Below are 23,748 nucleotides of genomic sequence, written 5' to 3'. Positions count from 1 at the left end.
CTTCTGAAATCGGCCAGACTCCCCTACGCCCGGTCCCTCTCGGATTACGACTTCCTCCGGCTTCCCTCCTCCCGAAGGACAAGCTTCTCTCCCTCGCCGACGGAGGCTTCGTCGGACGGGGGAAAACCTGGTCCTCCTGGGCAGCTCGGGCACAGGCAAGACCCACATCGCCATCGGCCTCGCGGCGTGCTGCGTCGCGGCGGGATGTTCGGTCCGCTTCACCACCGCCCTGACCCTGGCCCAGGAACTGCTCCTCGCCCAGGACGAACACCGGCTTCCCAAGCTCCTCAAAAGCTACGACCGGTACGACCTGGTGATCGTCGACGAACTGGGCTACCTGGGACTGGGTCCGGCGGAGCACCTCTCTTCCAATTCTTCGCGGATCGGTACGAACGGAAGAGCGTCTGCATCACCACGAACCTGGAGTTCAGCCGCTGGCCTGAAGTCTTCGGCGACGCCACCCTGACCGAGGCGCTCCTGGACCGCCTGACCCATCACGCTCACATCTTCGTCTTCAAGGGGGAATCCTATCGATTCGCTCAGCGCAGCACCAAAGAACTGAACGCCTGACGGCAGTAGGGGTGGGCTCCTTTTACAGGATCATGATGGGTGCCTTTTCGATTGACGAAAACACCGAGGCAATGGTTTTGCTGCAGCAAGCAGGTTCGGAGTTTATTTGGCCAAAGAGTTGACCTTGATCCATTCGATAAGATCTTCCATGTTCGCTTCTCCGCTGGCCAAGCTGATGGCGATGCTGGCGAAGCTATCGTCCGACGCAATCAGATTGAAGCCATTTATGTCCAGAAAATAGGTTCCGACAACCATACCCAAACGCTTGTTGCCATCAAGCAACGGATGTCCCTTGATGATTGTTCGGATTTTGGTTGCCGCTATGAGAAGGGGATCATCGTCGTAAAAGTACGAAAGGCTTTCCAAGTTAAGGACATACTCAATAGGGCCGGGATTGATGACACAAATGGGGTCTTCCCGGTACTTGGCCTGAAGAGTCGAGATTGCCTCCCAGATGTCGTCTTCTGTCAGCCACTCAATATTTGGCGAGGACATCGAGAGCAGATTTGCGTTTGTTGATGATTGCCTCCATTGTGTGCCGACGTTTCTCGGGAAGGCAAACTCTCTTGACGGAAGTGCCCTTCCCGGCAATGGAGACCACAACGTTCTTGCACTGAATATTATTGGAGTTATTTTTTTCTGTTTCTCTCATGCGTAAGCCTTCTTTCAAGATTTTCCGTCGTCAATGGGGAAGCGAAGTTGTCTACCTGTTTTTTTGTGTTCAATGACTTCCAGTACCTCGTGCTCGGTTTTAAAGCCAGCAACATCTTCTCGTTGTATTGTTCGGAGCAGGACCTTTAGTAAATCGCCTTTAGAAAAAGAAATTTCACCCTGCTGAATTCCGCCAACAAAAACTTCGTCGCGGATTGTGGCAAAGAAGGTTTGTGCTCCATCAGAAAATCTCCATTTATTTCCCTCTAAAAAAGAAATGGACAGGGGTTTTAGGTAGATTTCCTTTGTGCTGTCAAGTAAAACATTGCCCTCGAAAGTTGGCGCTCTGAAATAAGGGGCTTCTGACTTGGATATGGTTGCAGATTCCCCCTTGTCGCTTTCAAAGCGGATCCTTTCGATTCCCTCTTCCTCAAGGGGGACTTTTATGGCTTTCTCCAGCGCTTGTCGGATTTCTAGGTCTTCCAGAAGTCTGACGATTCGTTCGTCAATCACTTCTGAGTCGCCGTCTTCGGTAGTGATGGTGGCCGTTCCATCCCCATTGTTTCTGATGAGTCGAATAGAGCGCTCGCGAAGCCATTTGACTACTGGAACAAGACCTTTACCACAATTGACAGTAAGTCCCAATAAACCACAAAGTGTTACAGCTGCAATGACGGATTCGGAATTTAAAAATGATATCGCATTTGTAACTATCTGGCCGATAGAAAGATCCACACCGAAAGAGCCTGTCTTAAACCCTGCCTTGACATTTACCGTTACTCGGCAATGCTTGTCGTTTAGAATATCGCTGGCTTCTTCGATAAGGTTGTTGACCGCCAACAAGGCAGGGGCAAGGGCTCGGATGTCCATCTCGTGATTCTCCAAGGCGAAGCCTTCGAAGGTGATGGTGAAGTTGGCTGAGCTCAAGGATCATCCCCCCTGTTTACGGTGTGATTCGACTCTAAAGCATCCTCTGGGGCGTGTCTACCCGTCTCTGCCGATCGGTTTTTTCTCAGTGCCAATCGTTATGTCCTTCTGTTGCCCCTTTCCCTTGGCCAGGAGGTCGACGGCCAGATTGGCCGAGGAAAGGATGGCCTCCAGCATCAGCTTGGCGTCGTTTTTCGGGGACGTCCTCGATGCGGATGCCGCCCCGGGCGGCGAAGCGGACATTCTGTGGATCGGCCACTGCCAATGCCTTCAGGAGTCCGACAAGGTTCCGGTGGGTCTCGGTCGGGCACTTGTCGATCTGGCCAGCTGGGACGAGGTCGGAAAGGGGGATGCCCAGAGTGGCCGCAATGGCGACGGTGGTATCAAGGTTTCGTTTTCGGTCCCAAGCCCGATAGGCGTCAAGCTGGTCCTGGGTGACTCTGGATCATCCGGCCCGACGGCAAGGTGAGTTCAGCAAGATCGCCGGTCTCTTCGGAGGCCGGCTTTTTTTTTTGCGTCGAGCGTGGCAGGGGAGACGGGCCGGGGCTCGTCGGTCTTGCACAGTAGGTAATCCGTGCTTGTTCCCAAGACATCGGCGAGATCCGCCAGTTTGTCACTGGGAACGGACCGTTCGTTAGTTTCCCATCGACTGATCGAACGAACATTAACCCCCAGCTTTTTTGGGCAAGGGCTTCTTGAGTCATGCGCGCTTTCGTAGCTGTGCGATGCGCTCTCCAGTGTCCATATCTAAATGGTACCGATTGGTCTGCCGGGTGGCAATGTCCAAATCGGTCTTATTGCGAAAGACTGTTTGGTCTTTTGTTGGGGCAAAACCCATTGACAAAGACCTTTCGGTCTTCTATGATGACATCCAAGACCAGTTGGTCTGGAGGGGAGGTGATGAGCATGGAGCGACTCAGAGCGTTTAGAGAAGCAGCCGAATTAAGCCAGGGAGAATTGGCTAGACTGAGTGTCTTTCCTCTCGGACCATCGCCAGGTATGAGGCAGGGCTTCGGGAGCCCAGAGCGTCCGACGTTAAAAGACTCGCGGAAATCCTGTCCGTTTCTGTAGAGGAGATTCTTGACGGAAACCCTACGACCCCCCGCCGATCGGGGGCCGGGGGCAACTGAACAATCCGCACGTCGAGGAGGCCCGGCGGTTCCGGGAAGCCCTCGACGAAAGCGGGCCGATTCTCGCGGCACTCGACACCGTTTTCGACCTGGCCAACAACGGCCGCATCGGACGACCCGGCAAGGCGGGAGCACTGCCAGAGGCTGAGAAACGTACTGGACGAGGCTCTGAGCTGAGGGAGCTGAGGGAAGGGCACCTTGACAATCGAAAGGCAAACCACAAGGGAAGAGGTTTCAATCCCTCGGCGGTGCGAGTTGAAGTCATACTCCGTCGGGGCCGTCTCGCTCCGCCAGGCTCCCAGGTAGTTCATGGCGATGCGGACCGTCTCTTCCGTGGCGCTCTCGAGGGATGGTCGTGGCGTAGCGATGTCCGCCTCGGCGGACTACGAGCTCGATCTCATCGGGAGCCGCCTGGATCGGGGATCGCTTTGCGACGATCATGTCCGTCTCGACGGGGCCTGGATCTCGAAGCTCTCTTCGCGGTTTCTCGGCCGGGGCTCGTCGGTCTCGCCCATGAGGTAGGCGGTCGAGACGTTGAGGGCGCGGGCGAGGGCTTGGAGATTTTTCCCCACCGGCGGGTGGGTCCCCGATTCCCAAAGATAAACCGCAGACCTGGAGACCCCTGTCGCGTCGGCGAGTTCTTGCTGTGACAACCCTCGACTTTTTCTAAGAGCTTTTATCTCGCCACCAGAAATCACTCGCCTTTTACCCCCCGCCTCAGCATTCGTGTCAAGTAAAGTCTACGTCTCACTTGGCAATAGTCAACATTAGTCAACTATGCAATTCCGCTTAGTGTGCTTGACAATCCGCGGAAATAATCCTACCATGCTGAGTGTATTGACTAGTTTGCTATGCAAGGAGGTGTTCCAATGGGATTCGGAGCAGTAATTCGGGAAGCCAGGCAAGCGACAGGACTTAGTCAAGTTGCGTTGGCTGAAAAAGTCGGAGTCTCCAGGTCGGCAATTTATGACTGGGAATCCGAGAAATATGCTCCCACCGACGGGCAGAACCTCGCTCGTCTGGAAGGGGCGCTGGGGCTTACGGCAGGTGCACTCTACAAGATGATTTTTGTCGACGGAAACCCTACGCCCCCCCCGGCCGATCGGGGGCCGGGGGGCAAGGAGACGGTCGAGACGGAGTTTCAATCCCGCAACGGTGCGATTTGAATGTGGAGGCGATCCCGAAGCTGTGCCGGTTCATGTCCGAACCGCACCGGGTGGTGACGGCGGCACTGGACCTCCAGGACGGGAGCCCCGACACGCCGGAGGGCGCGGAGCTGGTTGGGCTGATCAGGAATTTGGCGGAGTAGACAGGGAAGGCGGAAGGATCTGGCAGGGCTATCGCCCGGGGTTGTCCGATCGCCCAACCAGGTAGTCGAGGGACACGTCGAAGTAGTCCGCGAGGGCGATGAGGTTGTCGAATCCAGGCTTTGTTTCTCCGTACTCAATGCCCTGGTAGTGGCGTTCAGAGAGCCCCAAGGAGGCGGCAAGGGCTTTTTGAGTAACACCACGAGCCTTACGAAGAGACTTCAGGCGCTCAGAGAACATTCAGATGCACCTCACTTGACACGCTAAATAATACGTGATAGAGTCCCCTTGACACGCTAAATAATGCGTGCCACAACAAGAGGATGGTGATCCATGAGAAAAGAACTCGTACAAGCGCGCAACTCGTGCCGGATGACACAGGAGCAGGTGGCACAGGCAATCGGAATCAGTGTCCGCAACTACCAGAACATCGAGGCGGGCACAACGAAACCCAACGTGGAGACGGCCATCTCCATCGCTGAGCTGTTGAACGGCAACGTTCGGGACTTGTTTCAACCGCAGCGGCAACTGCGGGAAGACGATGGCGAAGACGATGATATCACGTCTCGGAAGCATGGCGTGAATGTGGAGGCGATCCCGAAGCTGTGCCGGTTCATGTCCGAACCGCACCGGGTGGTGACGGCGGCACTGGACCTCCAGGACGGGAGCCCCGACACGCCGGAGGGCGCGGAGCTGGTTGGGCTGATCAGGAATTTGGCGGAGTAGACAGGGAAGGCGGACCTTGAAAACCGAAATGGCGGTTTATGGCGCGGAGTAGTCGTTCGGATCGATGCAGCGGTCGTAGTCTTCCTTCGGGACGGGGATCCAGTCCGTGCGGTCGATCCCTTTCGCATTCGGAACACCGGGGAATGCGGAGGCGATCTTGATCCAGCGGTCGAACTCCCTGGCTATGGCGCGGATTTCGTCGGAGACTTCGCGGAAATCGTTGTCCTGGCTGAAGAGGGCCGCCACGTCGAACTCATTGGTACGAGCCAGGCGAACGAGGTCCAAGGCGATACGCACATCAATGCCTTTTTCGCGAGCCACTTTTATTCCATCGCATGAAGTGTATCTCAGGGGACGGGTGATGATCTCTACTTGGGGGGATTGGTTCAGGAGCGCCAACTTGTTGGTCCAAAACGAGTGAAGTCTGGGATTGACCTTCGAATCATGAATGCCCGTGTAAACGTGAACCTTCTTCAGTGTCCAATCGGGATGCATTTTGGAGAGGAATCGGGAAAGTTTGAGCGGATCGAAGTTGGGGCAATCGTAGTCCCAGGCTTTTCGGCAGGCATGAAAGAGGTTCTGGCAATCGAAGAAGACGTGAAGGCGTTTGGTCTGCGGCTCCTGCACGCGGATCCCTCCCAAACAAAACCCCCCAAGGACTAGATGCCGGAGGGGCTGCCTCCATCCTCGGGGGGATTAAACCAATCTCGCACGCCAACACCTGCCCGCGTGCGCATATCCAGGGTACCACAAAACGATTGCCTGTCAATATTTTTAATAGTTTCAATCCCTCGGCGGTGCGAGTTGAAGTCATACTCCGTCGGGGCCGTCTCGCTCCGCCAGGCTCCGCAGGTAGTTCATGGCGATGCGGACCGTCTCTTCCGTGGCGCTCTCGAGGGGGATGGTCGTGGCGTAGCGATGTCCGCCTCGGCGGACTACGAGCTCGATCTCATCGGGAGCCGCCTGGATCGGGGATCGCTTTGCGACGATCATGTCCGTCTCGACGGGGGCCTGGATCTCGAAGCTCTCTTCGCGGGTTCTCGGCCGGGGGTCGTCGGTCTCGCCCATGAGGTAGGCTGCAGTGGTGTTGAGGATGCGGGCGAGAGCCTGAATATCGCTTGCCTTGGGTTCTCGCTCTCCGCGCTCGTATCTCGCAATAGTTTCAGCAGAGAAACCGGCAATTGAGGCCAGTTCTGGCCGTTCAAATCCTCGCAACTCCCTCAATTCTTTCAACCGCATAGAGAAGACCGTTTGTTTGCTCATAGGGGAATGCTACCGTTTGGTGGCGAGATGAGCAAGGGCAAACCGGAGGGGGAGGAACTGGCGGGGCTGGTGCGCAGGCTGGTTCTACACGGAAACGATGCGGGTTGAAAGAGACGGGGTGGAAGCGGTGATGTCAGTTTTGGGAAGCTTTTGCTTCGCGCTCGGCGCGGCTGGAATTTGTTCCGTGGATGAAGACACCGACAAGACCCGCCACTCCGCCGGTGCCAATAAAGGTCCCGGCCCAGGAATGGCCCCAGATCACGGCAGCTGTGCCACAGACGATGCTGCTGATGCCGATGGCAAGGCCACAGAAAATTCCGCACCGGCTGTCTCTGGTTCGCGAACGGATAACCTCCGCCTCCAGTCCCTGCCGGTGTCGGGCTTGGTTCTCCGCCATGACCAGGATTCTCTCCGCTGCTCCCGGGCATACTTCATTGTAGCGAGCGAGAATTTCGGGCGACGGAAGAGGCCCTTCATAGGCCTCGGTGCGTACGATGCGAGTGGTTTTTGCCTGGAGAAGGGATCGGGAGCGGTTAGAGGGCATGCGTTGCTTGGTATTCCTTCAAGGCCTTACGGATATCCTGGCCGACAGCCTGCCAATCGGCAGCCGTTGCCCGAGAATCGGCGTCGTTGAGAGTGTCCGTGGTGTTGAAGACGGAAAGGGTATCGCCCATGTCAAGCACCGAAGCCATGCCGCGCAAGAAGCTCGGTGTCGCGAAGAGGAAATCGCTGGGGCTCATGGTGTCTCCTCCTTTCGTGAAGGGAAAACCCCAGAGAACCAAACTGCCGAAGGGGCTGCCTTCATCCTCTGGGGGCGTAAACGAACGATATGGGACGATCAAATTCTACAAGGCTCGGGAAAGATGTCAAGGGATTGCGTTTCCACACCGCAACGGTGCGATTTGAATCTTGAGGCTCACAGGGCCTTCAGCAGGCGCAGCGCCGTTTCCTGTTTTTCCGGGGACAGGGAGCGCCAGAGGAGCAGGAGCTGCTTTTCGTCTTCGCTCAGAGCATTCACCTGGCGGATGAGATCCAGAAAATCAGGTGAGGTTTTGCCTCTGTCGTGAACGGCGGCCAGAAATTCGAGCAGCTTCTCCTGAAGCCCGGTCGGGTTGAAGTCTCCGGAGGCCGGTTTTTGGGGTGGCCCGGCGGCAGGGGAGACGGGCCGGGGCTCGTCGGTCTCGCCCATGAGGTAGGCGATGGAGACGTTGAGGGCGCGGGCCAAATTGTTCACGTTCTTGCCCTCTGGGGAATATCGGTTTTTCTCCCAGTCCAGAACGGTGGTTTTTGCAACGCCGACCTCATTGGCCAAGTCCTGCTGTGTCCATTTCTTCTCCTTGCGTAACCGCCGGATTTCTTCGCCGGTGATCATGGCGCTTCCCCCCATTTCAAGTAAACCCTACTTTCCGGAACAAGAATAGTCAAGAAAAGTCAACGCAACCTACTTGTAAAAGTTGACTTGACTTTAGTGGGGGGTTGGCCATAAAATCCAAGTAGACCAGAATAAAAGGAGGTGAGGGGATGGGGTGCGGAGACGTAATAAGAAAGGCGAGGCGCGACATCGGCATGACCCAAGGTGAGTTGGCTCAAAAAATCGGGTGTACCCGAACAACGGTTTGTGATTGGGAAAATGAGAAATATTCCCCGACAGACGCCAAGAATCTCGCGGCTCTTGAGGCCGCGCTTGGGCTTCCAAACGGGGAGCTTTATTTGCTGATCTACGGAAACCCTACGACCCCCCCGGCCGATCGGGGGCCGGGGGGCAACTGAACCCGCACGTCGAGGAGGCCCGGCGGTTCCGGGAGGCCCTCGACGCGAGTACGCCGGTTCTGGTCGATCTGGAGACGGTTTTCGACTTGACGGACAACGGCCGGATCGACGACCCACTCAGGCGGGAGCACTGCCAGCGGCTGAGACACGTACTGGACGAGGCTCTGAGCTGAGGGAAGGGCACCTTGACAATCGTTTTCAATAAGTTTCAAGTTTCAATCCCGCAACGGTTCGATTCGAATATGGGAGGTGAATGAATGTCAGAAGTACCCGAAGAAAGTCCTTCGAAGCACTTGCGCTTCGATCTGTTTCAGGACGAAGAGACCGGAATCGTAACGATGGGTCTCTTCGGTCGAAAATCGATCACGTTCATTAATCCCGGAGAAGCTTTGTTGCTGGCGGAGCTGCTTATTCATCAAAGCCAAATATGGTTATCGCTTTACCCTTTCCGCGACGAGGAATCGTCTTGTGCTTGTACTGCTTCATCCATTGAGAAAGGGCCAAGAGACCTTCTTTTTGAGTGACTTTCCTGAAGGCGTAGACTTCAAAGACGAAGCTCGAATTTTTGAACGTGAATGTGGTGGCGATATTTGGAGATCTCATTTTCGATCCCCCCTTTAATTGTCCCCCAATGTATCACAACAGTATGGCGAAATCCAGGCGGTGAGGCGGATGGGTAGAACTGCATCGAGGCTCAGTCGTGCTTTTTCGGTGCGGCTGACCGAGGGCGAGTATGACTGGCTCGCCTCAGAGGCATCGAGGCGAGGCTTGAGTTGCGGATGTCTGCTGAGGCGGCTGATCAGAGAGGCCATGGAAAGGGCGGAAGGTGTGAAGGATCTGCAGACCTTCAATTTCAACGATCAAGGAGGTAGACGCAATGACGCCAGGGCAGACCGTTTTCGTCGTCGATGAGACGACGCCCAGGCAAATCGCCGAGCTGAACGCGAAAGTGGACCGGCTGCTGGACATGATTGCCCGGAACCAGATGCTGTCGGGCGAAGAGAATCCATGGCTCCCGGCAAGGGTGTTCTGCGAAAAGTACGGGATCAGTCGGTCGACGCTGGGGCGACGAATGAAAGAGACCCCTTGCCCGTTCGAGGTCCTTGACCCCAACGAGAAGGTGAAAAAGTACCGTTGGTTGTTTCAATCCCGCAACGGTGCGATTTGAGGAGGGCGGCAATGGTGCGGATTGAACGATTGATCGAAACCGGCGCCGTGCGCGGGCCGTACCGGCGGCCGTCGTTTTTTCAGCGCCTTCTGGCCCGGCTGGAGCCGGTGCCGGAGCCGGAGGACTGGCCGCTGGTGGCGGTGGTCCTCCGTGATCCCTCGGCGGAGGTCGAGGATGTCATTGGATTCCTCGACACCGAAGCGGCGCTTGAGTGGCTGGAGGGGTGCAACGAACTCTGGAATGGGGGGCATATAGCCCTATGGGCATTCAAGGGAAAGGGGATGAAGTTGAGGGCATGAACATCCGAAAGATGCAGGCGCTCCTCGACGAGCGCCCTCGGGGGCCGCGATGGATCAGTAGGTTTCGGGAGGTTGTTTCCATCCCGCAACGGTGCGATTTGAAAAAGAAGGCCCGCCAGGACGGCGGGCATGGGCAAAGCTCAGGCGGGAGTTGCCGCTCCCGCACTATTTTACCACAGGGAGGCGCCGGCGATGAATGACGTCGAAGCGCGCGAGGCCCTCGAGACCGTGGTGAAGGCTTTTAATCGGTACAACAACGCGATCGGCTGTCAGGGGTCGGCCTCCATGGAGGAGGCCATGGAGATCGCCTGGTCCTATGAGGCGCTGTACCGTGCCGCCCGACGGGCCGAGAGGTTGCTCGGGCAGTGATGTGTCGGGAGCTGCAACTCCCGTCGGAGACTCTACCAGGAAAGCGGGGGCCATCATGAAATCGGACGTCGCAATGGACGAGATGCGTCGGCGGGTTTTCAGCGATCTCATCGTTACCGCCGAGTTCTGCGTGGCGGAGTTCAACTTCCGCGTCGGTGCCGTGCCCGACGGGTTTTCGGTCTACCTCGACCTTTTGGAGGGCGATGTACGGCGGGCCAGGGAGCTTTTGGCAAGGTGGAATTGAGAGCTTCCAGGAGGTGGATCCGGACCCGGATTTCTCCCGAGTCCGGATCCGCGGGCGTTTTCCGTTGCTGACGAAAGAGGGTTTCAGGGGGGTGTCCGATGGATCGGCAGACGGCTTTTGAAGTCCAGGACCAACGCAATTTCTGGTTCTGCTTCCTGGATATTTCCATCATGACGGATGAGAGCCTTTCCGCCTTCGATAAGGCGGTTTATGCCGCGCTCTGTTCCTTTTCGTCCGTGGAGGGAAGGAGCTGTTTCCCGTCCATGCTGTCTCTGGCCAGAAGGGCGGGCTGCTCCCCGAGAAAGGCGAGGGAGTCGTTGCGGATTCTCGAGGATAGGGGGTATGTGGCCCGGACGGATCGATCCGCCCAGGGGCTCACGTCCGTCTACGCCCTACGGGGGGGCGGCACCGCGTGCCGGGGCGGGGCGGCAGGAGCTGCCGGGGGGGCGGCACACGGTGCCGCCAGAACTATAGCCACTAACGATATGGAACCTACTCCTTCGGAGGGAGCTGCCGCTCCCGGGCCGTCGGACGGAACCGGGGAGGATCTCTCCTGCGGAGCCGACGATGTTCCGGAGGCCATGCGCTCCACGGCGGAGCTTCTGATGCTCAAGCGGGGGAGTGAGGGGCTTTCGCCCGGAGAGGTCTCGGCCTTCCGGGCCCTGGAGCGGGCCCACACTCCGGCGAGAGTGCAGAAAGAGCTGCTGACGGCCGAGGAAAGATTCCGGCGGCGGAGGAGGCCGTTGGCGGAGCTCACGGCGGAATATCTGTTGGAAAGCCTCCGGTATCAGGTGTCCCGGAATCCGAAGACGGCGAAGGGAGGATGCGGATATGCCCGAAACGGTGATGACGGCGGCGGCGGCCGTGGAGCGCTTCCGGACCAGTATCGGAGCTGGTGGGACGATCAGCGGAAAGGTGTCGCCCCGGTCGCGGGAACAGGACCTGGAGCCTTTCCTGGCGAGGACGGCGGAGCTGGTTCGAAACCCTGAGCCTTGCGACGCCCGGGCTCTGGCGGAGTTCGACAGGGAGACGAGGCGTTGCCGGGAGTGCCCGGGGCCTGCGGTCTGTCCCTCTCGGGGGCTCGCGCCGAGGATCGATGCGTCCCTCGGGCGGATCTATCTCACCTACGGCCCCTGCGGGAAGGCCGTGAGGCTTTACGCGGAGAGGCGCACGAGAGCTCTGCTGCGATCCGCCGGGCTTCCGGAGAATCTGGAGGACCGGTCCATCGGCGGCTTCAGGAAAACCGAGGGCACCGAAGCCGCCCGTCTGGCGGCCATCGAGTCGGGAATGCGGATCCGGGCCGGAGATCTTTCGGGAAAGGGTCTGCTGCTCATGGGGCCGCCCGGAGTGGGCAAGAGCCATCTCGAGGCGGCTCTGGCCCGCGTGGCTCTGGAGGCCGGGTTCAACGCCGTTTTCGTCTCCCTGCCGGATCTGATCGATGCCTCGAAGAAGTGGTTCGATCAGAGGAAAGGGCCCGATCCCGCCGACGTGGTGGCCGAGGCCGATATCTCCGTTCTGGATGATCTGGGGGCCGAGTCGACCCGGTTCGAGTGGGTGGGGGAGCGGGTTTTTCGGATACTGGACCGCAGGATGCGGGGCCGGAAGCTCGTTTTCGCCACGACGAATCTCGTGGGGCCCGAGGAGATCGCCGGTCACTACGGCGGTGTCATGGGCAGGCGGATCGTTTCCCGGCTGGCGGAACTCTGTCGCTGGATTCCCGTGACCGGTCCCGACCGAAGGCTGGAGAATCGGTGATTCCCGCCGGAGAGGCCCGAGGTCGGGCAAGAGCGTCCGAGGAGGTGGAACGATGGATAAGGTCCGGCGCCTGGCCGACGTGATCGATTTCGTGATCCGATGCCATCCGATGGGTCTCCGGATCATCGCCGGGGATGTTCCGCCGCCGTCGACGGAGGACTTGATGGAGATCCTTTCCGGTTTCGAGGGGCAGGGAGGAGACGATGTCGCTCGCGTCGATTCGTCGCCTTCCGGTCATGGACCCCAGGAGTCCCTCGTGCTCAAGGCTGACGAGATGGAAACGATTCTGGCGTCGGGGGGAGGATGGAGTCAGATCATCATCGTGGCCAGGGAGTACATGAGGGCTTTCCCCAAAGATTGGGGAATTTTTACCCACCATGTTCTCTGGGTGGATTCCCTCCGGGATCACAGCAGGCTTCACGAACCGCAGCTGCAACGGGTGGCGCGGAAATTCGGAGTGTCGGAGGAGACGGTCCTTCGCCGAAGAAAGGAAGTGCCGTGGGCGATCGCAAGAGCCGCCCTCCTGGCGCCGGCTGAAGATTGGGTGCTTTTGGGAGGTATTTAGAACGCCCAAGGTAAGCTGGAGCGAAATTATTAAATGAGCTATAATCTCCTTGGTGATGCAATATTTTCACTAGGAGGACGACATGAAAAATATCGACTTGTTTCTTGGTAGAATTAAAATGTATTTTAGCTCTCAGGGAATTTTGGATTTCGATGGAGCCCAATTGCAGGCAAAAGGTAGATCCGAATTATTATCGATGGCAATAAGAAGCAGGCCAGTTTGTGTTTTTCGAGGTGATATTGAATGGAGAGTTGCTAATTTATTTTTCATAGATAAAAAATCAATTCGTTTCTGTTTTGGAAAAACTGGACCTAAAAAAGAAGGAAAATTAGAAAATGGAGATTTTGTGTCTATAAATGATGAATCAAGCGAATATATTTATTGTTTCTTGAATCTTGATCTTGGCATATGCGGGATACAGGATAATTCAAGGTTTGGGAAAAATGATGATTTATTTAATAAGCTCTTAAAAACTATTTCGAGCTCTGACATTGTGAAAAAATCAGGAATAATTGTAGATGGTGGCGTTATAGAAAATCCTAAGACATTTCTGCAAGTGATTGAAGAGGCAAAAAGAATAACAAAATTTACCATGACATTTTCTAGACCTAACCCATGGGATGAGGAAGATGCTCGGAAAAATCTTGCAATAATGTCAGAAAATATTGATTCTTATGATAATAAAATATTTTTTTCAAGTAAAAATGGACTAAAAAAAGATTTTCTTCCTAAATTAACTAGAGCGACGGTTTCTTCTGGAGATACTGCAACAATTAGAGCGGAGATGCCAGGTGAAACGAAAGCTCGTACATATTTTACGCAAGGATCGACTGTTAAGGTTACTACGTCTATAGGTGATATAGAAGGAAACCCACAAGATGTTATCGAGGTAATAAATGGAGTATATGAAAATATAAGACATGGAAATAGAGGTGATTGATAATTGAATCAAAATAATTATTTAATTTTAGAGCTTCTATATTTTTGGAAGTGGTTCTTTCATGGGATAAGCGAACTTACTCCTGGCTACAGAAGAATATTAAATAAATTTTTATTTATGCATTTTATTTTTGGTATGTTTATTGCATGGATAGTTCCGATTTCAAGTCTTGAAGCTGCGGAAAAGATTTTATTTCCGCTATCTGGAATATTGATAGGGGTTTCCTGCGCTTGGTCAGGAACTATACAGGCTATGATCAGTTCGGAAAATATTCAACATATCGAAAGATTTAAAGCTGGTGGAGTGTTTGAATATTCTTTTTGCTATTTACTTGCGTTATTTATTTCTATTATGACTATTTGTTTTTGGGGACTTGCCGGGATTGGTTTTTTTAGTTCTTTGGGGCTTAGGTTGGGATCATATGAATATGCAGAAAAGGTGTCTATAATATTCAGAGCTTTGCTTTATGGGTTGACAAGCCTTTCTATTCGCAATACATGGCAAATCATGAAAATGGTTCATCAGATGTATGTGCTTGATTTTTTTGTTTTTCTTAAAAAACGAGGCGAATTCGAAATCTAAAAAGATCAATAAAATTAAAAAACTATTCTTAGTGGATTTATTCTTGATTTCGTGTATCGCGATGCCTCCCGTAGTTTTCCTTTGGAGAAAAAAGCTGTTGACGATAACCGTATCGCTTGCCGGATCGATGTCCGTATCGTTAGCCGTATTGTTGGCGTGCCGAAAGGCTTTACAATTGTAATGTGGGATTTCGCAGGATAACCCGGGCGGAGGCTGTGCAGGTCGGACGCCGACACGGGATCCAACGGGGGGCTCTCCCCCCGACCTAAAAGACGTTATGCGGAGGGCTTCGGAGAAGATCCGAAGCCCTCCGCGCGTCGAAGGATCCTGATTTTTATCCGAGGAGCGATCCCATTTTGGAAACGAAGCGCAATGTTCTTGTCGAGGGCGATTGCCTCTCGATTCTTCCGTCACTTCCCGACGGAATCGCCGATGCGGTGATCACGGATCCTCCCTATTCTTCCGGAGGGATGACTTCCGGATCCCGTCAGGCCGATCCGGTGAAAAAATACCAGCAGAGCAGCCAGAGACTGCAGCGCCCTACCTTTCAGGGGGACAATCGCGATCAACGCTCGTGGGGATACTGGTGTTCCCTCTGGATCGGCCAATGCCTGAGGACTCTGAAAGAGGGGGGCTATTTTCTCATGTTTTCGGACTGGCGCCAACTTCCTATGGCCACGGATGCCTTGCAGGCCGGAGGCTGTATCTGGCGTGGCGTGATCGCCTGGGACAAGACGGAAGCGGCCAGGCCGCCTCATAAGGGGTATTTCCGCCACCAGTGCGAGTATGTCGTTTGGGGTAGCCGGGGGGCGCTGTCTCCTACGGATGCTCGCGGTCCTTGGCCTGGCTGCATGAGAGTGCCGGTGAGGCAGAAGGATAAGTTTCACCTCACGGGCAAACCTACGGAGCTGATGCGTCAGCTGGTCCGGGTGGCTCCGCCTGGTGGGTTGATACTCGATCCTTTCGCCGGGAGCGGCACGACGTGTCTGGCTGCCTATCTTGAAGGGCGCGATTTCCTGGGGATTGAGATGGATCGGGGGTATGCGGAAGTGGCGCGTGGGAGGTTGATCGAAGCAGGGCGTAACTTTGGGGCGGCTTGAGGGCGCGTCGGGAGAAGGTAAGGGATAGAGGGCATTTGACAATAGAGACGGCTCCGCCGGAGGGAGGAGCCGTCTCTATATTTTCAGAAACAAACTGATGGATTTCTCTTTGGTGCATCTCAGTTCCCGTTGAAGAGAAATAGCAGTGTCGTAGATTTCTCCGGCTAGATCTCTGGGAGCCCCATTGCTGTTGAAGCGTGAAAATCCATTTGAAATATCAATTAAGTTTTTAATTATAACTTCAACAAATAATTTCTTGGAATTTCCATCAACGCACCATTCTTTTAGCGTATTTTTTATTTCTTTGCCTAAAAATAGGGATGTGTTCGTGCATGCGTCAGAAAGACCCCAAATAGCATTTAAACCTTTTTTATAAAAATCTCTTTCACTTAAATCCTGACTTGTCAATATATTTAAAAATTTATCAAAATCATCAATGGATTTAATTAGATTGAAAAATGATTTTTCTCTAGTTGGTAAAAATGCAATTTTTCGGGATAAATTTATTTGTTTATATAAAAGAAGTGTTTGAAAAACGATAGCTATAAGTTGGATAGATAAAATAATAAATTCAATAAATTTCTCATTTTGATTGATTGAATTTGCCAAGTTGATCGCTCCCATTAAGTATTCTGTAATGAAAGGTTCGAATCAAGACAGAGGCGAACCTTTCATTACAAGCCCAATCTCTCCTGAAGGGCATCGGATAGGGTCTGAGAGAAATTGATGCCCGATTTCTCGGCCGCTTCCGCAAGGTAGGCGGGGATGGTCAGGTTTTTTCGGATGGTCTTTGTCCTCAGGGGAAGCATCCAGGCTTCTACCGCGACCAGGACTTGCCCGGGCTCGAGGGCGATTTCTCTCATGTCTCCGGGATCGGGAAGTTTTTCCCCACGCTCTTCCAGACAGGCCAAGTGGCCGCGCAAGGCGTCCTGTGCCATAACCAAGGCCTCTTCCTGAGTGGCTCCGCAGGTCAGACAGCCGGGCAGATCGGAGAATTCGACGGAAACGCCGTCGTCGTCAAAGGAAAAGATCGCCGGGTAGATGTACCTATCCGGCTTTTTTTTGTTTGCCATGGAGATTCCTCCTTTTTATCCGCAAAAATATAAAAGAATATCCGTTTCCGTAAGTGCGATGAGCATCGTGCAGTCTATCCGGGGTTTCTGTAGGGCGTTATAGCCCCGCTTGCTTGAGGATGCTTTTCGCCGTCTTGGTTGTCAGGTCTTTTTTGGGGTGAGGGACGGTGACGAGGCCCTTCTTTGTCGGGTGGACGAAGTGATGGTGCGAGCCTTCCGTTCGACACAGCTCCCAGCCGTCCTTTTTCAGCATCTTGATTATTTCTCTTGAGCTTGTGATCGTCCTCGCCCCTTTCGTTGACGTGATTATATCATGCGCATAATGTGCGTGTCAATTAGTCGGTTGAGATCGTGCGGTGTGGAATGAGAGCCTGACAAGGCCTGATCAATGTCGAGGAGGCATGGGCATGGAGTTCGTGCAGCCCCTCCGGAAGAAGACGGAGATCGAACGGGTGAAAGAGGCGCTCCGGTCGCGATCTCTTAGGGATTATGCCCTGTTCACTCTGGGAATCAACAGCGGACTCAGGATTTCGGATCTTCTCCGACTTCGGGTGGAGGACGTGATGCGCGTGGGAAAGTCGGGTCGGCGGTCCATCAAGGGGCAGATCGAGATACGGGAAAAGAAGCGTCGGAAGATGCGTCGCTTTCCCATCAACCGGGAGAGCCGTTCGGCGCTGCGGGATTACCTTTACCGGACGGATCTTCCGTCGGAGGAGCCTCTGTTCGCCTCGCGCAAACGGGGCGCCGACGGTGCGCGGAAGGCCATATCGAGACAGCAGGCCTATTTCCTCCTGGTCGAGGCGGCGCGCCGGGCGGGGCTCGACGAGCGGATCGGAACGCATACTCTGAGGAAGACTTTCGCCTTTCATCTGCATGAGCGGGGGGTCGACCTGACGCGGATCCAAAAGATCCTGGGACACTCGAGGCCGGAGGAGACTTTGGCCTATATGGGCATCACGGAGGACGAGATCTTCGGGATCATCGAGGATCTTTGCCTCTGAGAGGGGCGTTTTCCGGACCTTTCGTGCACCCCTTTTCGACGGGCTTTTTCGGAATACAAAACGGAGGGCGAAGGGGCTGCGGACCCCGGCGGATAGCGGTTTCAAGGCCCTTTCGGACGCGATCGTAAAATGAACCGAGGTTTTCTTTCCCGGAACCGGAGGTTTCCGTACGAGGAAATGACGATGTTCGAAGACTGCCAGGCCGGTGTCCGTCGGCATCGGAGGCGTCCCGATCCGAATCTGACACAATCCAGATATGACAGATTGGAGGGAGGGCGGCGGGGCGTCTTCGGCGATTGGAGGAAAAGGGGTGAAAGCCTTGCGATCACTGCCCTCGTGGCCGATCACGGGTCCTCCCGTGTATGCAGAATGTAGGGGTCGCTCCACAGCGCGGGCTTTTCCCAGCGACAGGGATTTCACCGACCGTTTCGTTTCGGTTTCCGTTTCTGTTTCGTGAACCTTGGCGAAGGCCTGGTTCAGTCGAAAGGAGGGAGGGAAATGCCGGATCAAGAGGACGGTCTGGAGGAAAGACGCGTCTCCGGAACGGAGCTGGCGGCCCTCCTGGGGCTTACTGACAGGCGTATAAGGCAATTGGCCCGAGAGGGGATCTTCCCGAAGGAGGGGAGGGGCAGGTATGTTCTCGGTCCCTCCGTAAGAGGGTACGCCCGGTATCTCGGGGCCTGCGAGGGAACCGAAACCGGACCGGATCCGGCTCCGGGGGGCATGGTCGTCGCCGGGACGACTCTGGCCACCTTTCTGGGGGTTTCGGAGAGGCGCGTCCAGCAGTTGGCCCAGGAGGGGAGGATTCCCCGGACGGAGCACGGGAAGTATCCGCTCCGGGATTCCGTGACGGGCTATCTGCGTTTTCTTCAGGAAGATTCGGGAAACATCAATCCGAAAGATCTGGACAAGGAGACGACCCGGCTCAGGAGAGCCCAGGCCGACAAAGCGGAGCTGGAGGTGCAGGTTATGAGGGCGGAGCTGCATCCCGCCGAGGCCGTGGCGGAGATCTGGGGAGAGATGATCGGGGCCTTCCGGGCCCGGATGCTCGCCGTGCCGGTGAAACTCGCGCCCCGTCTCCAGGGAGAGGAGGACCTCGGCGTCATCAGGGAGCGGCTGCGTCAGGGAGTCCACGAGGCGTTGAAGGAGCTGGCCGGATATGACCCGGAACGGATCACTCGCAAGGCTGTTTCGCGATATAGCAACGCTGGCTGCGCCGCCTCCTGAGCTGACCGTTTCGGAATGGGCCGACGGGTATAGAATCCTTTCTCCGGAATCCTGCCCCGAACCCGGCCGGTGGAGCACGGATCGGGTTCCCTATCTGGCGGAAATCATGGACGCCTTCACGGATCCAGCCGTGGAGACAGTGGTGGTGATGACGTCGTCTCAGGTGGGCAAGACGTCGATCATCGAAAACGTCGTCGGCTACCACGTGGATTACGATCCGGCCTCGATTCTCGTCGTCGAGCCTACTCTGGACATGGGACAGACCTTCAGCAAGGACAGACTGGCGCCCATGTTCAGGGACACGCCGGTTCTGCGCGGGAAGGTGAAGGAGGCCAGGACTCGCGACAGCGGGAACACGCTCCTGCACAAGCAGTTTCCCGGAGGTCACATCACCATAGCGGGGGCGAATTCTCCGTCGGGGCTGGCGTCCCGACCCATTCGGGTTCTGCTTTGCGACGAGGTGGATCGTTTTCCGGCCTCGGCCGGAACGGAAGGCGATCCGGTGACGCTGGCCCGGAAGAGGACGGCGGCTTTCTGGAACAGGAAGATCGGGCTTTTTTCGACGCCGACGATTCGGGGAGTCAGCAGGATAGAGGCGGCCTACGAAGAATCGACGCAGGAGAAATGGTGTCTTCCCTGTCCGCTGTGCGGCCGTTTCCAGCAGCTCCTGTGGCCTCAGTTGTTCCTGGAGGACATGACTCTCCGATGCCTGTTCTGCGGCGGCCGGTCCCGCGAGCAGGAGTGGAAGCGCCAGGAGGGCCGGTGGATCGCGGAGAAGGAAAATGCCTCGATCCGGGGATTTCACCTGAACGAGCTGGTCTCTCCCTGGCGACGGTGGGAAGAGATCGCGGCCGACTTCCGTTCCGCCGACGAGCAGAAGAAGGCGGGCAATCTGGAGCCGCTCAAGGCGTGGGTCAACACGTCGCTCGGAGAAACCTGGGAGGAAACGGGAGACGAATTGCAGACGGAATTTCTGGAGAAACGCCGGGAGTACTACAAGGCCGATCTCCCCGAAGGAGTGCTCGCGCTTACCGCCGGTGTGGATACCCAGGACGACAGACTGGAAGTCGAAGTCGTGGGTTGGGGGGCGGGAGCGGAGTCATGGGGTGTCGAATATCGCGTTCTGATGGGATCTCCGGAAGACGGCGACGTTTGGGGGCGCCTCGACGAGTACCTGATGAGGACGTGGGAATTCGAAGGCGGCCGCGCCATGGGGATTTCCTGCGTCTGCGTGGATTCGGGCGGCCATTTCACGACGGAGGTCTACAAGTTCTGCCGGCCCCGGGAGCAGAGGAGGATTTTCGCGATCAAGGGGCGGGGAGGAACGGGAATTCCCCTCATAGGCAAGCCGACGAGAAGCAATCGTGTCAAGGCGGCTCTGTTCGCCGTCGGCGTCGACACGGGGAAGGAGAATCTCTTCCATCAGCTCCGGAAGGAGCATGAGGGACCGGGATACTGCCATTTTCCGAGAGCGGTCGAGAAGGGGTACGATGCCTCCTATTTCCGGGGGCTCACCAGCGAGAAGCGGGTGATGCGTTTCGACCAGGGAAGGCGGCACCTGGTGTGGGTGAAGCGGTCCGGGGCGCGGAACGAGCCCCTGGACTGCAGGATCTACGCCCGTGCGGCGTTGGAGATTCTCAATCCCAATCTGGCGATTGCTCCGAAGGCGGCGGACGGTTCCCTTCCGCCTGTGCGGAAGAGACCGTCCGCCGTGAGGCGGAGCCGGCGGATGATCAGCAGAGGCATCGGATAGGAGGGCTTCGAATGGTCGCTTGGTCACTCGAAAAGGCGAAGGAAATGCTGAGTCTCTGGCTCGATGCCGAAGCGGCGATCACGCGGGGACAGGCCTACACGATAGGGTCGATGGCGTACACGAGGGTCAACGCGGCCTATATCCGATCGCAGGTCGGTTACTGGCGTCGCGAGGTGGAACGGCTCTCGCGCGGCCGGAGAGGAGCCCGCGTCGTTCGGGTTATTCCGAGGGACCTGTGATGGTGAACCTTCTGGACAGGGCCATCCGGACTCTGGCTCCGGAGATGGCTCTGAAACGCCTCAGGGCCAGGCAGCAGCTGGAGATCGTCGACACGGGCTATTCCCACCACGGGGCGAGCCGTCTCAAGAAGGCGCTGAAAGGCTGGGTATCCAGGGGCGGAGATGTTGACGACGATATCACGAAAAACCTGGATCTGCTCAGGGAGCGGTCCCGCGATCTTTTCATGGGGACGCCTCTCGCGCGCGGAGCCCTGGCGAAGATGAGGACCAGCGTGATCGGACAGGGATTGAAGGTCAAATGCCAGATCGACGGGGAGATTATCGGGATGGGCGAGGAAGAGGCGCAACGATGGGAGCATAACACGGAGCGCGAGTTCGCTCTCTGGGCGAATTCGACGGCCTGCTGCGCGGCCAGGCAGAAAACCTTCGGTCAGATCCAGGCATTGGCCTTTCTTTCCCGGCTGATGAGCGGCGACGTCTTCGCGTTGCTTCCCATGACGGACAGGCCGGAGACGCCTTATTCCCTGCGGGTCATGCTGTTGGAGGCCGATCAGGTCTGTCCTCCGAGAGGCCGGGAGAACGACGAGACGGTTCTCGGCGGAGTGGAGATCGACGATTACGGGGCTCCGGTGGTCTACTGGATCGCCGATAAACATCCCCGGTCTCTCTCGGGTCGACAGCCCAGGTGGAAAGCCGTGCCGGCTTTCGGGCGGGCATCGGGACGACGGAACGTGATCCATCTCGTCGATTGGGAGCGGCCGGGGCAGAGACGGGGCGTTCCGGTCCTCGCTTCGGTGGTGGAGTCGCTGAAGCAGCTGGGGCGATATACCGAAGCGGAGCTTATGGCCGCCGTCGTGTCGGGTTTTCTGACGGTGTTCATCCAGACGCCGTCGGGCGACGACCCACCTCTCGGCGAGAATATCGCGGAAGAGGAGCGGGTCGCTCCCGAGGACGAGACGGGCTACGAATTGGGAAACGGGGCCATCGTCGCCCTCGCCGAGGGCGAGTCTGTGGAGGACGTCAATCCGGCCCGTCCCAACGCGACCTTCGATCCCTTCGTGACGGCCGTCTGCCGACAGATCGGCGCGGCTCTCGAAATCCCCTACGAGGTTCTGATGAGTCACTTCACCTCCAGTTATTCCGCCTCGAGGGCGGCTCTCCTGGAGGCGTGGAGGATGTTCCGTACCCAGCGGTCCTGGATGGCCTCGGATTTCTGCCAGCCCATCTACGAAGAGTGGCTTGCGGAAGCGGTGACATTGGGCCGGGTTCATGCGCCGGGTTTCTTCGACGACCCTCTGGCGAGATGGGCTTACTGTCAGGCGGAGTGGCACGGGCCGAGCCAGGGCCAGATCGATCCGTTGAAGGAGGTCGACGCGGCCAAGATTCGCATCGAGGAAGGCCTTTCGACGCGGGCGCGCGAGACTGCCGAGCTGACCGGCGGGGATTTCGAGGCCTATCACCGTCAGCGGACCAGGGAGGAGCGGATCCGCCGCGAGGCGGGCCTGTCCGGATCCCGGATCGTGGAGGTGGAAAGAGACAAGGATGAAGGCTGAGCGGGTTGACGGAACGGGCGGGCACGGGCCCGCTTTTTTGATGTTCTTCGGGAGGTGGTACGGTGGCGGCGGAATTCTGGAAGGTGAAAGCGGTTTCAGAGGAGGAAGGGGAGGTCCTGATCTACGGGACCATCGGCGACGCGTCGTTCCTGGGAATGCCCCTGGATGACGTGAGTTCCAGACGGTTCGCGGAGGATCTGAAGGTTTTGGGTGACGTGAGTCGGCTGACGGTGAGGATCAACTCGCCGGGCGGGGAGGTCTTCGCGGCTCAGGCGATCCACGCGACTTTGAAGCGCCACAGGGCGCGGGTGAAAGTCTACGTGGACGGAATGGCCGCGTCGGCGGCTTCGCTGGTGGCGATGGCCGGAGACGAGGTCGTCATGGCCCGCGGCGCGATGATGATGATTCACAGTCCCGTGACGTGTGCCAGCGGCGACGCCGGGGATATGCGGAACGTGGCGGAGATTCTGGATCGGATCCGGGATTCGATGGTTACGGTCTACTGCGACAGGACGGGTCTCGGCGCCGAAGAAGTCCGCGACCTCCTGGAAAACGAGACGTGGATGACGGCCGAGGAGGCGGTGGAGAGGGGGTTCGCCGATCGAGTGGAGGGCGGGGAGATCGCCGTTGCGGCCGTCGTGCCGGGCCGAGTGGTGGTCGTGGGCAGCGGCGCGGGAAGGGTCCGGGTCGATCTCTCGGTCTTCAGGACTCCGCCCGAGGCCTGGAAATCCCTCGAAAGGCGGATCCGGGAGGATCGTCCGGACGACACGGAAGCTCCGGCGACGGAAAAGGACGGGAAAGAGGTGGAGGACATGACGCCCGAGGAATTGAAAGCCAAATACCCCGATCTGGTCAAGGCTCTCTCCGACGAGGCGGCGGTCGGAGAGAGGGCGAGAATCGAAGCGCTGAAGTACTTGGCCGCTCCCGGGAACGACAAGATCATCGCCGAGGCGATTGCCTCCGGTGCGACGGCGGAAGCGACGGCCCTGAAGATCGTCAGGGCGGATCGGGAGAGGCTGGCGGCCATGCAGGGGAAACGGAAGGAGGACGCCAGTGCGTTGGCGGGAATCAGGGCCGACGGTTCTCCCGGAGGCGCGGGAGAGAGGCATATCGTGGAGGCCATAGTCAAAGGGGCCGGCGGCGGGAAACGCGGAGGCGAAAAACGATGAGCGAGATTTTGACTTACGACAATCTCTTCGCCGGACATGAGATGCCGGCCGTCACGGATACGGCGGTTGTCCCTCTGGGGGCGGGATCGCTGGCGAGGGGGACCGTCCTCGGCCGCGTCACGGCTTCCGGGAAGTGCGTTCCCGTGGACAGTTCCAAGTCGGACGGATCCCAGGAGCCCTATGCCGTTCTGGCGGCCGACGCGCATGCCGCGGAGGCCGATGCCGTCGTTCCCGTCTATCTGACGGGCATTTTCAATGCGTCCGCATTGACTTTCGGCGGTACCGACGCGGCCGATGCCCATCGGACGGCCTGCCGCAGGTTGGGCATGTTCCTGCGCGACAACGTGAAAGCCTGAGGGAGGCCGTT

At 57.0% G+C, this 23,748-nt stretch carries 35 protein-coding genes and 5 pseudogenes; 25 read left to right on the top strand and 15 right to left on the bottom strand.

Annotated elements, in window-relative coordinates; genetic code table 11:
• The first annotated feature begins 43 nt into the window (after positions 1-43).
• Positions 44-570: pseudogene (locus KAR29_RS14055) on the top strand (ATP-binding protein).
• A 102-nt stretch (positions 571-672) separates the two neighbouring features.
• On the opposite strand, the gene KAR29_RS04980 reads toward KAR29_RS14055, so the two are convergent.
• Genes KAR29_RS04980 through KAR29_RS04970 form a run of 3 tightly spaced genes read right to left on the bottom strand, consistent with a single transcriptional unit; the run spans position 673 to position 2,148 of the window.
• The gene (locus KAR29_RS04980) at positions 673-1,065 is read right to left on the bottom strand and encodes a type II toxin-antitoxin system death-on-curing family toxin (protein ID WP_274374525.1); all 393 of its coding nucleotides are present in this window, start codon (positions 1,063-1,065) and stop codon (positions 673-675) included.
• Complete coding sequence (locus KAR29_RS04975; protein ID WP_274374524.1) at positions 1,046-1,222, bottom strand: hypothetical protein; 177 nt, start codon at positions 1,220-1,222, stop codon at positions 1,046-1,048. The genes KAR29_RS04980 and KAR29_RS04975 overlap by 20 nt, the downstream gene beginning before the upstream one ends.
• Positions 1,223-1,236: 14 nt before the next feature.
• Positions 1,237-2,148, bottom strand: coding sequence for a hypothetical protein (locus KAR29_RS04970; RefSeq protein WP_274374523.1), 912 nt, complete (start codon positions 2,146-2,148; stop codon positions 1,237-1,239).
• 148 nt (positions 2,149-2,296) lie between these two features.
• Here KAR29_RS04970 and KAR29_RS04965 point away from each other — a divergent pair, with 148 nt between their 5' ends.
• Complete coding sequence (locus KAR29_RS04965; RefSeq protein ID WP_274374522.1) at positions 2,297-2,617, top strand: hypothetical protein; 321 nt, start codon at positions 2,297-2,299, stop codon at positions 2,615-2,617.
• A gap of 2 nt (positions 2,618-2,619) precedes the next feature.
• Here the strand turns inward: KAR29_RS04965 and KAR29_RS14050 are convergent, their stop codons facing one another.
• Complete coding sequence (locus KAR29_RS14050; protein WP_407649569.1) at positions 2,620-2,823, bottom strand: helix-turn-helix domain-containing protein; 204 nt, start codon at positions 2,821-2,823, stop codon at positions 2,620-2,622.
• Positions 2,824-3,134: 311 nt separating this feature from the next.
• On the opposite strand from KAR29_RS14050, the pseudogene KAR29_RS14045 reads away from it, so the two are divergent.
• Both KAR29_RS14045 and KAR29_RS04960 read left to right on the top strand, forming a co-directional pair.
• A pseudogene (locus tag KAR29_RS14045) lies at positions 3,135-3,278 on the top strand (helix-turn-helix domain-containing protein); the annotation flags it as partial.
• 366 nt (positions 3,279-3,644) lie between these two features.
• Complete coding sequence (locus tag KAR29_RS04960; protein ID WP_274374521.1) at positions 3,645-3,800, top strand: hypothetical protein; 156 nt, start codon at positions 3,645-3,647, stop codon at positions 3,798-3,800.
• A gap of 14 nt (positions 3,801-3,814) precedes the next feature.
• On the opposite strand, the pseudogene KAR29_RS14040 reads toward KAR29_RS04960, so the two are convergent.
• Positions 3,815-3,976 (bottom strand): annotated as a pseudogene (locus KAR29_RS14040) (helix-turn-helix transcriptional regulator); the annotation flags it as partial.
• 153 nt (positions 3,977-4,129) lie between these two features.
• Between KAR29_RS14040 and KAR29_RS14035 the strand changes: the two are divergent.
• Positions 4,130-4,444, top strand: a complete 315-nt coding sequence (locus KAR29_RS14035) for a helix-turn-helix domain-containing protein (protein WP_407649542.1) — start codon at positions 4,130-4,132, stop codon at positions 4,442-4,444.
• A 171-nt stretch (positions 4,445-4,615) separates the two neighbouring features.
• On the opposite strand, the gene KAR29_RS04955 is transcribed toward KAR29_RS14035, so the two are convergent.
• On the bottom strand, positions 4,616-4,825 hold the full coding sequence (locus tag KAR29_RS04955) for a helix-turn-helix domain-containing protein (RefSeq protein ID WP_274374520.1): 210 nt from the start codon (positions 4,823-4,825) through the stop codon (positions 4,616-4,618).
• Positions 4,826-4,918: 93 nt separating this feature from the next.
• On the opposite strand from KAR29_RS04955, the gene KAR29_RS04950 reads away from it, so the two are divergent.
• The gene (locus tag KAR29_RS04950) at positions 4,919-5,311 is read left to right on the top strand and encodes a helix-turn-helix transcriptional regulator (protein ID WP_274374519.1); all 393 of its coding nucleotides are present in this window, start codon (positions 4,919-4,921) and stop codon (positions 5,309-5,311) included.
• A 36-nt stretch (positions 5,312-5,347) separates the two neighbouring features.
• Here KAR29_RS04950 and KAR29_RS04945 read toward each other — a convergent pair whose 3' ends face one another.
• The 6 genes and pseudogenes from KAR29_RS04945 to KAR29_RS04925 all read right to left on the bottom strand — a co-directional run bounded on the left by KAR29_RS04945 (position 5,348) and on the right by KAR29_RS04925 (position 7,946).
• Positions 5,348-5,938, bottom strand: coding sequence for an NYN domain-containing protein (locus KAR29_RS04945; RefSeq protein ID WP_274374518.1), 591 nt, complete (start codon positions 5,936-5,938; stop codon positions 5,348-5,350).
• A 183-nt stretch (positions 5,939-6,121) separates the two neighbouring features.
• The gene (locus KAR29_RS13985) at positions 6,122-6,379 is read right to left on the bottom strand and encodes a hypothetical protein (RefSeq protein ID WP_326520025.1); all 258 of its coding nucleotides are present in this window, start codon (positions 6,377-6,379) and stop codon (positions 6,122-6,124) included.
• A gap of 9 nt (positions 6,380-6,388) precedes the next feature.
• A pseudogene (locus KAR29_RS14030) lies at positions 6,389-6,550 on the bottom strand (helix-turn-helix domain-containing protein); the annotation flags it as partial.
• Positions 6,551-6,707: 157 nt separating this feature from the next.
• Positions 6,708-7,118 (bottom strand): DUF2335 domain-containing protein, encoded by a 411-nt coding sequence (locus tag KAR29_RS04935; RefSeq protein ID WP_274374517.1) that lies wholly within the window; start codon positions 7,116-7,118, stop codon positions 6,708-6,710.
• Positions 7,108-7,314: a hypothetical protein gene (locus KAR29_RS04930; protein ID WP_274374516.1), complete on the bottom strand. Its 207-nt coding sequence runs from the start codon at positions 7,312-7,314 to the stop codon at positions 7,108-7,110. Before KAR29_RS04930 ends, KAR29_RS04935 begins: the two co-directional genes overlap by 11 nt.
• 176 nt (positions 7,315-7,490) lie before the next feature.
• Positions 7,491-7,946 carry a helix-turn-helix domain-containing protein gene (locus KAR29_RS04925; RefSeq protein ID WP_274374515.1) on the bottom strand — a complete coding sequence of 152 codons (456 nt, stop codon included), beginning with the start codon at positions 7,944-7,946 and terminating at the stop codon, positions 7,491-7,493.
• Between the two features lie 149 nt (positions 7,947-8,095).
• On the opposite strand from KAR29_RS04925, the gene KAR29_RS04920 reads away from it, so the two are divergent.
• From KAR29_RS04920 to KAR29_RS04870, 12 genes and pseudogenes are all read left to right on the top strand, one after another.
• Positions 8,096-8,344, top strand: a complete 249-nt coding sequence (locus KAR29_RS04920; RefSeq protein WP_274374514.1) for a helix-turn-helix transcriptional regulator — start codon at positions 8,096-8,098, stop codon at positions 8,342-8,344.
• A 257-nt stretch (positions 8,345-8,601) separates the two neighbouring features.
• Positions 8,602-8,868: a hypothetical protein gene (locus KAR29_RS04915; protein WP_274374513.1), complete on the top strand. Its 267-nt coding sequence runs from the start codon at positions 8,602-8,604 to the stop codon at positions 8,866-8,868.
• A 353-nt stretch (positions 8,869-9,221) separates the two neighbouring features.
• Positions 9,222-9,512 (top strand): hypothetical protein, encoded by a 291-nt coding sequence (locus tag KAR29_RS04910; RefSeq protein ID WP_274374512.1) that lies wholly within the window; start codon positions 9,222-9,224, stop codon positions 9,510-9,512.
• Positions 9,513-9,523: 11 nt separating this feature from the next.
• Entirely contained in the window at positions 9,524-9,811 is a 288-nt protein-coding gene (locus KAR29_RS04905) for a hypothetical protein (protein WP_274374511.1), read from the top strand.
• 192 nt (positions 9,812-10,003) lie between these two features.
• Entirely contained in the window at positions 10,004-10,180 is a 177-nt protein-coding gene (locus KAR29_RS04900; RefSeq protein ID WP_274374510.1) for a hypothetical protein, read from the top strand.
• 55 nt (positions 10,181-10,235) lie between these two features.
• Positions 10,236-10,424, top strand: a complete 189-nt coding sequence (locus KAR29_RS04895; RefSeq protein ID WP_274374509.1) for a hypothetical protein — start codon at positions 10,236-10,238, stop codon at positions 10,422-10,424.
• 98 nt (positions 10,425-10,522) lie between these two features.
• Positions 10,523-10,759: pseudogene (locus tag KAR29_RS14025) on the top strand (helix-turn-helix domain-containing protein); the annotation flags it as partial.
• 496 nt (positions 10,760-11,255) lie between these two features.
• Positions 11,256-12,179 carry an ATP-binding protein gene (locus KAR29_RS04890; RefSeq protein WP_274374508.1) on the top strand — a complete coding sequence of 308 codons (924 nt, stop codon included), beginning with the start codon at positions 11,256-11,258 and terminating at the stop codon, positions 12,177-12,179.
• Between the two features lie 52 nt (positions 12,180-12,231).
• The gene (locus tag KAR29_RS04885; protein ID WP_274374507.1) at positions 12,232-12,744 is read left to right on the top strand and encodes a hypothetical protein; all 513 of its coding nucleotides are present in this window, start codon (positions 12,232-12,234) and stop codon (positions 12,742-12,744) included.
• Positions 12,745-12,826: 82 nt separating this feature from the next.
• Positions 12,827-13,684 carry a hypothetical protein gene (locus KAR29_RS04880; protein ID WP_274374506.1) on the top strand — a complete coding sequence of 286 codons (858 nt, stop codon included), beginning with the start codon at positions 12,827-12,829 and terminating at the stop codon, positions 13,682-13,684.
• Positions 13,685-13,687: 3 nt separating this feature from the next.
• Positions 13,688-14,266 (top strand): hypothetical protein, encoded by a 579-nt coding sequence (locus KAR29_RS04875; protein ID WP_274374505.1) that lies wholly within the window; start codon positions 13,688-13,690, stop codon positions 14,264-14,266.
• A gap of 356 nt (positions 14,267-14,622) precedes the next feature.
• Complete coding sequence (locus tag KAR29_RS04870) at positions 14,623-15,366, top strand: DNA-methyltransferase (RefSeq protein WP_274374504.1); 744 nt, start codon at positions 14,623-14,625, stop codon at positions 15,364-15,366.
• A gap of 75 nt (positions 15,367-15,441) precedes the next feature.
• Here the strand turns inward: KAR29_RS04870 and KAR29_RS04865 are convergent, their stop codons facing one another.
• The 3 genes from KAR29_RS04865 to KAR29_RS04855 form a co-directional block, all read right to left on the bottom strand.
• Positions 15,442-15,990 carry a hypothetical protein gene (locus KAR29_RS04865; protein ID WP_274374503.1) on the bottom strand — a complete coding sequence of 183 codons (549 nt, stop codon included), beginning with the start codon at positions 15,988-15,990 and terminating at the stop codon, positions 15,442-15,444.
• Positions 15,991-16,040: 50 nt separating this feature from the next.
• Positions 16,041-16,439 (bottom strand): type II toxin-antitoxin system HicB family antitoxin, encoded by a 399-nt coding sequence (locus tag KAR29_RS04860; protein WP_274374502.1) that lies wholly within the window; start codon positions 16,437-16,439, stop codon positions 16,041-16,043.
• Between the two features lie 97 nt (positions 16,440-16,536).
• Positions 16,537-16,698 carry a type II toxin-antitoxin system HicA family toxin gene (locus KAR29_RS04855; protein WP_274374913.1) on the bottom strand — a complete coding sequence of 54 codons (162 nt, stop codon included), beginning with the start codon at positions 16,696-16,698 and terminating at the stop codon, positions 16,537-16,539.
• 148 nt (positions 16,699-16,846) lie between these two features.
• On the opposite strand from KAR29_RS04855, the gene KAR29_RS04850 reads away from it, so the two are divergent.
• From KAR29_RS04850 to KAR29_RS04820, 7 genes are all read left to right on the top strand, one after another.
• Positions 16,847-17,440, top strand: a complete 594-nt coding sequence (locus tag KAR29_RS04850) for a tyrosine-type recombinase/integrase (RefSeq protein ID WP_274374501.1) — start codon at positions 16,847-16,849, stop codon at positions 17,438-17,440.
• 498 nt (positions 17,441-17,938) lie between these two features.
• The gene (locus KAR29_RS04845) at positions 17,939-18,667 is read left to right on the top strand and encodes a hypothetical protein (protein WP_274374500.1); all 729 of its coding nucleotides are present in this window, start codon (positions 17,939-17,941) and stop codon (positions 18,665-18,667) included.
• Positions 18,600-20,420 (top strand): phage terminase large subunit family protein, encoded by a 1,821-nt coding sequence (locus KAR29_RS04840; RefSeq protein WP_274374499.1) that lies wholly within the window; start codon positions 18,600-18,602, stop codon positions 20,418-20,420. The genes KAR29_RS04845 and KAR29_RS04840 overlap by 68 nt, the downstream gene beginning before the upstream one ends.
• 11 nt (positions 20,421-20,431) lie before the next feature.
• On the top strand, positions 20,432-20,659 hold the full coding sequence (locus KAR29_RS04835) for a DUF6148 family protein (protein ID WP_274374498.1): 228 nt from the start codon (positions 20,432-20,434) through the stop codon (positions 20,657-20,659).
• Positions 20,660-20,661: 2 nt separating this feature from the next.
• Entirely contained in the window at positions 20,662-22,212 is a 1,551-nt protein-coding gene (locus KAR29_RS04830) for a phage portal protein (protein ID WP_274374497.1), read from the top strand.
• A gap of 62 nt (positions 22,213-22,274) precedes the next feature.
• Entirely contained in the window at positions 22,275-23,381 is a 1,107-nt protein-coding gene (locus KAR29_RS04825; protein WP_274374496.1) for a head maturation protease, ClpP-related, read from the top strand.
• A complete protein-coding gene (locus KAR29_RS04820; RefSeq protein ID WP_274374495.1) occupies positions 23,378-23,737 on the top strand; it encodes a head decoration protein in 360 nt (119 codons plus the stop codon). Before KAR29_RS04825 ends, KAR29_RS04820 begins: the two co-directional genes overlap by 4 nt.
• Positions 23,738-23,748: the final 11 nt, after the last annotated feature.

The organism is Aminithiophilus ramosus, from assembly GCF_018069705.1.
Lineage (GTDB): Bacteria > Synergistota > Synergistia > Synergistales > Aminithiophilaceae > Aminithiophilus > Aminithiophilus ramosus.
This window is presented reverse-complemented; position numbering and strand designations above follow the sequence as displayed.

Excerpts from the sequence above, each read along its gene's own strand:
- KAR29_RS04835 (WP_274374498.1), top strand. The coding sequence starts at position 20,432 with ATGGTCGCTTGGTCACTCGAAAAGGCGAAGGAAATGCTGAGTCTCTGG.
- KAR29_RS04900 (WP_274374510.1), top strand. The coding sequence starts at position 10,004 with ATGAATGACGTCGAAGCGCGCGAGGCCCTCGAGACCGTGGTGAAGGCT.
- KAR29_RS04960 (WP_274374521.1), top strand. The coding sequence starts at position 3,645 with ATGTCCGCCTCGGCGGACTACGAGCTCGATCTCATCGGGAGCCGCCTG.
- KAR29_RS04910 (WP_274374512.1), top strand. The coding sequence starts at position 9,222 with ATGACGCCAGGGCAGACCGTTTTCGTCGTCGATGAGACGACGCCCAGG.
- KAR29_RS04885 (WP_274374507.1), top strand. The coding sequence starts at position 12,232 with ATGGATAAGGTCCGGCGCCTGGCCGACGTGATCGATTTCGTGATCCGA.
- KAR29_RS04905 (WP_274374511.1), top strand. The coding sequence starts at position 9,524 with ATGGTGCGGATTGAACGATTGATCGAAACCGGCGCCGTGCGCGGGCCG.
- KAR29_RS04920 (WP_274374514.1), top strand. The coding sequence starts at position 8,096 with ATGGGGTGCGGAGACGTAATAAGAAAGGCGAGGCGCGACATCGGCATG.
- KAR29_RS04925 (WP_274374515.1), bottom strand. The coding sequence starts at position 7,946 with ATGATCACCGGCGAAGAAATCCGGCGGTTACGCAAGGAGAAGAAATGG.
- KAR29_RS04845 (WP_274374500.1), top strand. The coding sequence starts at position 17,939 with ATGCCGGATCAAGAGGACGGTCTGGAGGAAAGACGCGTCTCCGGAACG.
- KAR29_RS04860 (WP_274374502.1), bottom strand. The coding sequence starts at position 16,439 with ATGGCAAACAAAAAAAAGCCGGATAGGTACATCTACCCGGCGATCTTT.
- KAR29_RS04890 (WP_274374508.1), top strand. The coding sequence starts at position 11,256 with ATGCCCGAAACGGTGATGACGGCGGCGGCGGCCGTGGAGCGCTTCCGG.
- KAR29_RS13985 (WP_326520025.1), bottom strand. The coding sequence starts at position 6,379 with ATGGGCGAGACCGACGACCCCCGGCCGAGAACCCGCGAAGAGAGCTTC.
- KAR29_RS04820 (WP_274374495.1), top strand. The coding sequence starts at position 23,378 with ATGAGCGAGATTTTGACTTACGACAATCTCTTCGCCGGACATGAGATG.
- KAR29_RS04980 (WP_274374525.1), bottom strand. The coding sequence starts at position 1,065 with ATGTCCTCGCCAAATATTGAGTGGCTGACAGAAGACGACATCTGGGAG.
- KAR29_RS04930 (WP_274374516.1), bottom strand. The coding sequence starts at position 7,314 with ATGAGCCCCAGCGATTTCCTCTTCGCGACACCGAGCTTCTTGCGCGGC.
- KAR29_RS04840 (WP_274374499.1), top strand. The coding sequence starts at position 18,600 with ATGACCCGGAACGGATCACTCGCAAGGCTGTTTCGCGATATAGCAACG.
- KAR29_RS04935 (WP_274374517.1), bottom strand. The coding sequence starts at position 7,118 with ATGCCCTCTAACCGCTCCCGATCCCTTCTCCAGGCAAAAACCACTCGC.
- KAR29_RS04865 (WP_274374503.1), bottom strand. The coding sequence starts at position 15,990 with ATGGGAGCGATCAACTTGGCAAATTCAATCAATCAAAATGAGAAATTT.
- KAR29_RS04895 (WP_274374509.1), top strand. The coding sequence starts at position 10,236 with ATGAAATCGGACGTCGCAATGGACGAGATGCGTCGGCGGGTTTTCAGC.
- KAR29_RS04955 (WP_274374520.1), bottom strand. The coding sequence starts at position 4,825 with ATGTTCTCTGAGCGCCTGAAGTCTCTTCGTAAGGCTCGTGGTGTTACT.
- KAR29_RS04880 (WP_274374506.1), top strand. The coding sequence starts at position 12,827 with ATGAAAAATATCGACTTGTTTCTTGGTAGAATTAAAATGTATTTTAGC.
- KAR29_RS04975 (WP_274374524.1), bottom strand. The coding sequence starts at position 1,222 with ATGAGAGAAACAGAAAAAAATAACTCCAATAATATTCAGTGCAAGAAC.
- KAR29_RS04850 (WP_274374501.1), top strand. The coding sequence starts at position 16,847 with ATGGAGTTCGTGCAGCCCCTCCGGAAGAAGACGGAGATCGAACGGGTG.
- KAR29_RS04950 (WP_274374519.1), top strand. The coding sequence starts at position 4,919 with ATGAGAAAAGAACTCGTACAAGCGCGCAACTCGTGCCGGATGACACAG.
- KAR29_RS14035 (WP_407649542.1), top strand. The coding sequence starts at position 4,130 with ATGCAAGGAGGTGTTCCAATGGGATTCGGAGCAGTAATTCGGGAAGCC.
- KAR29_RS04915 (WP_274374513.1), top strand. The coding sequence starts at position 8,602 with ATGTCAGAAGTACCCGAAGAAAGTCCTTCGAAGCACTTGCGCTTCGAT.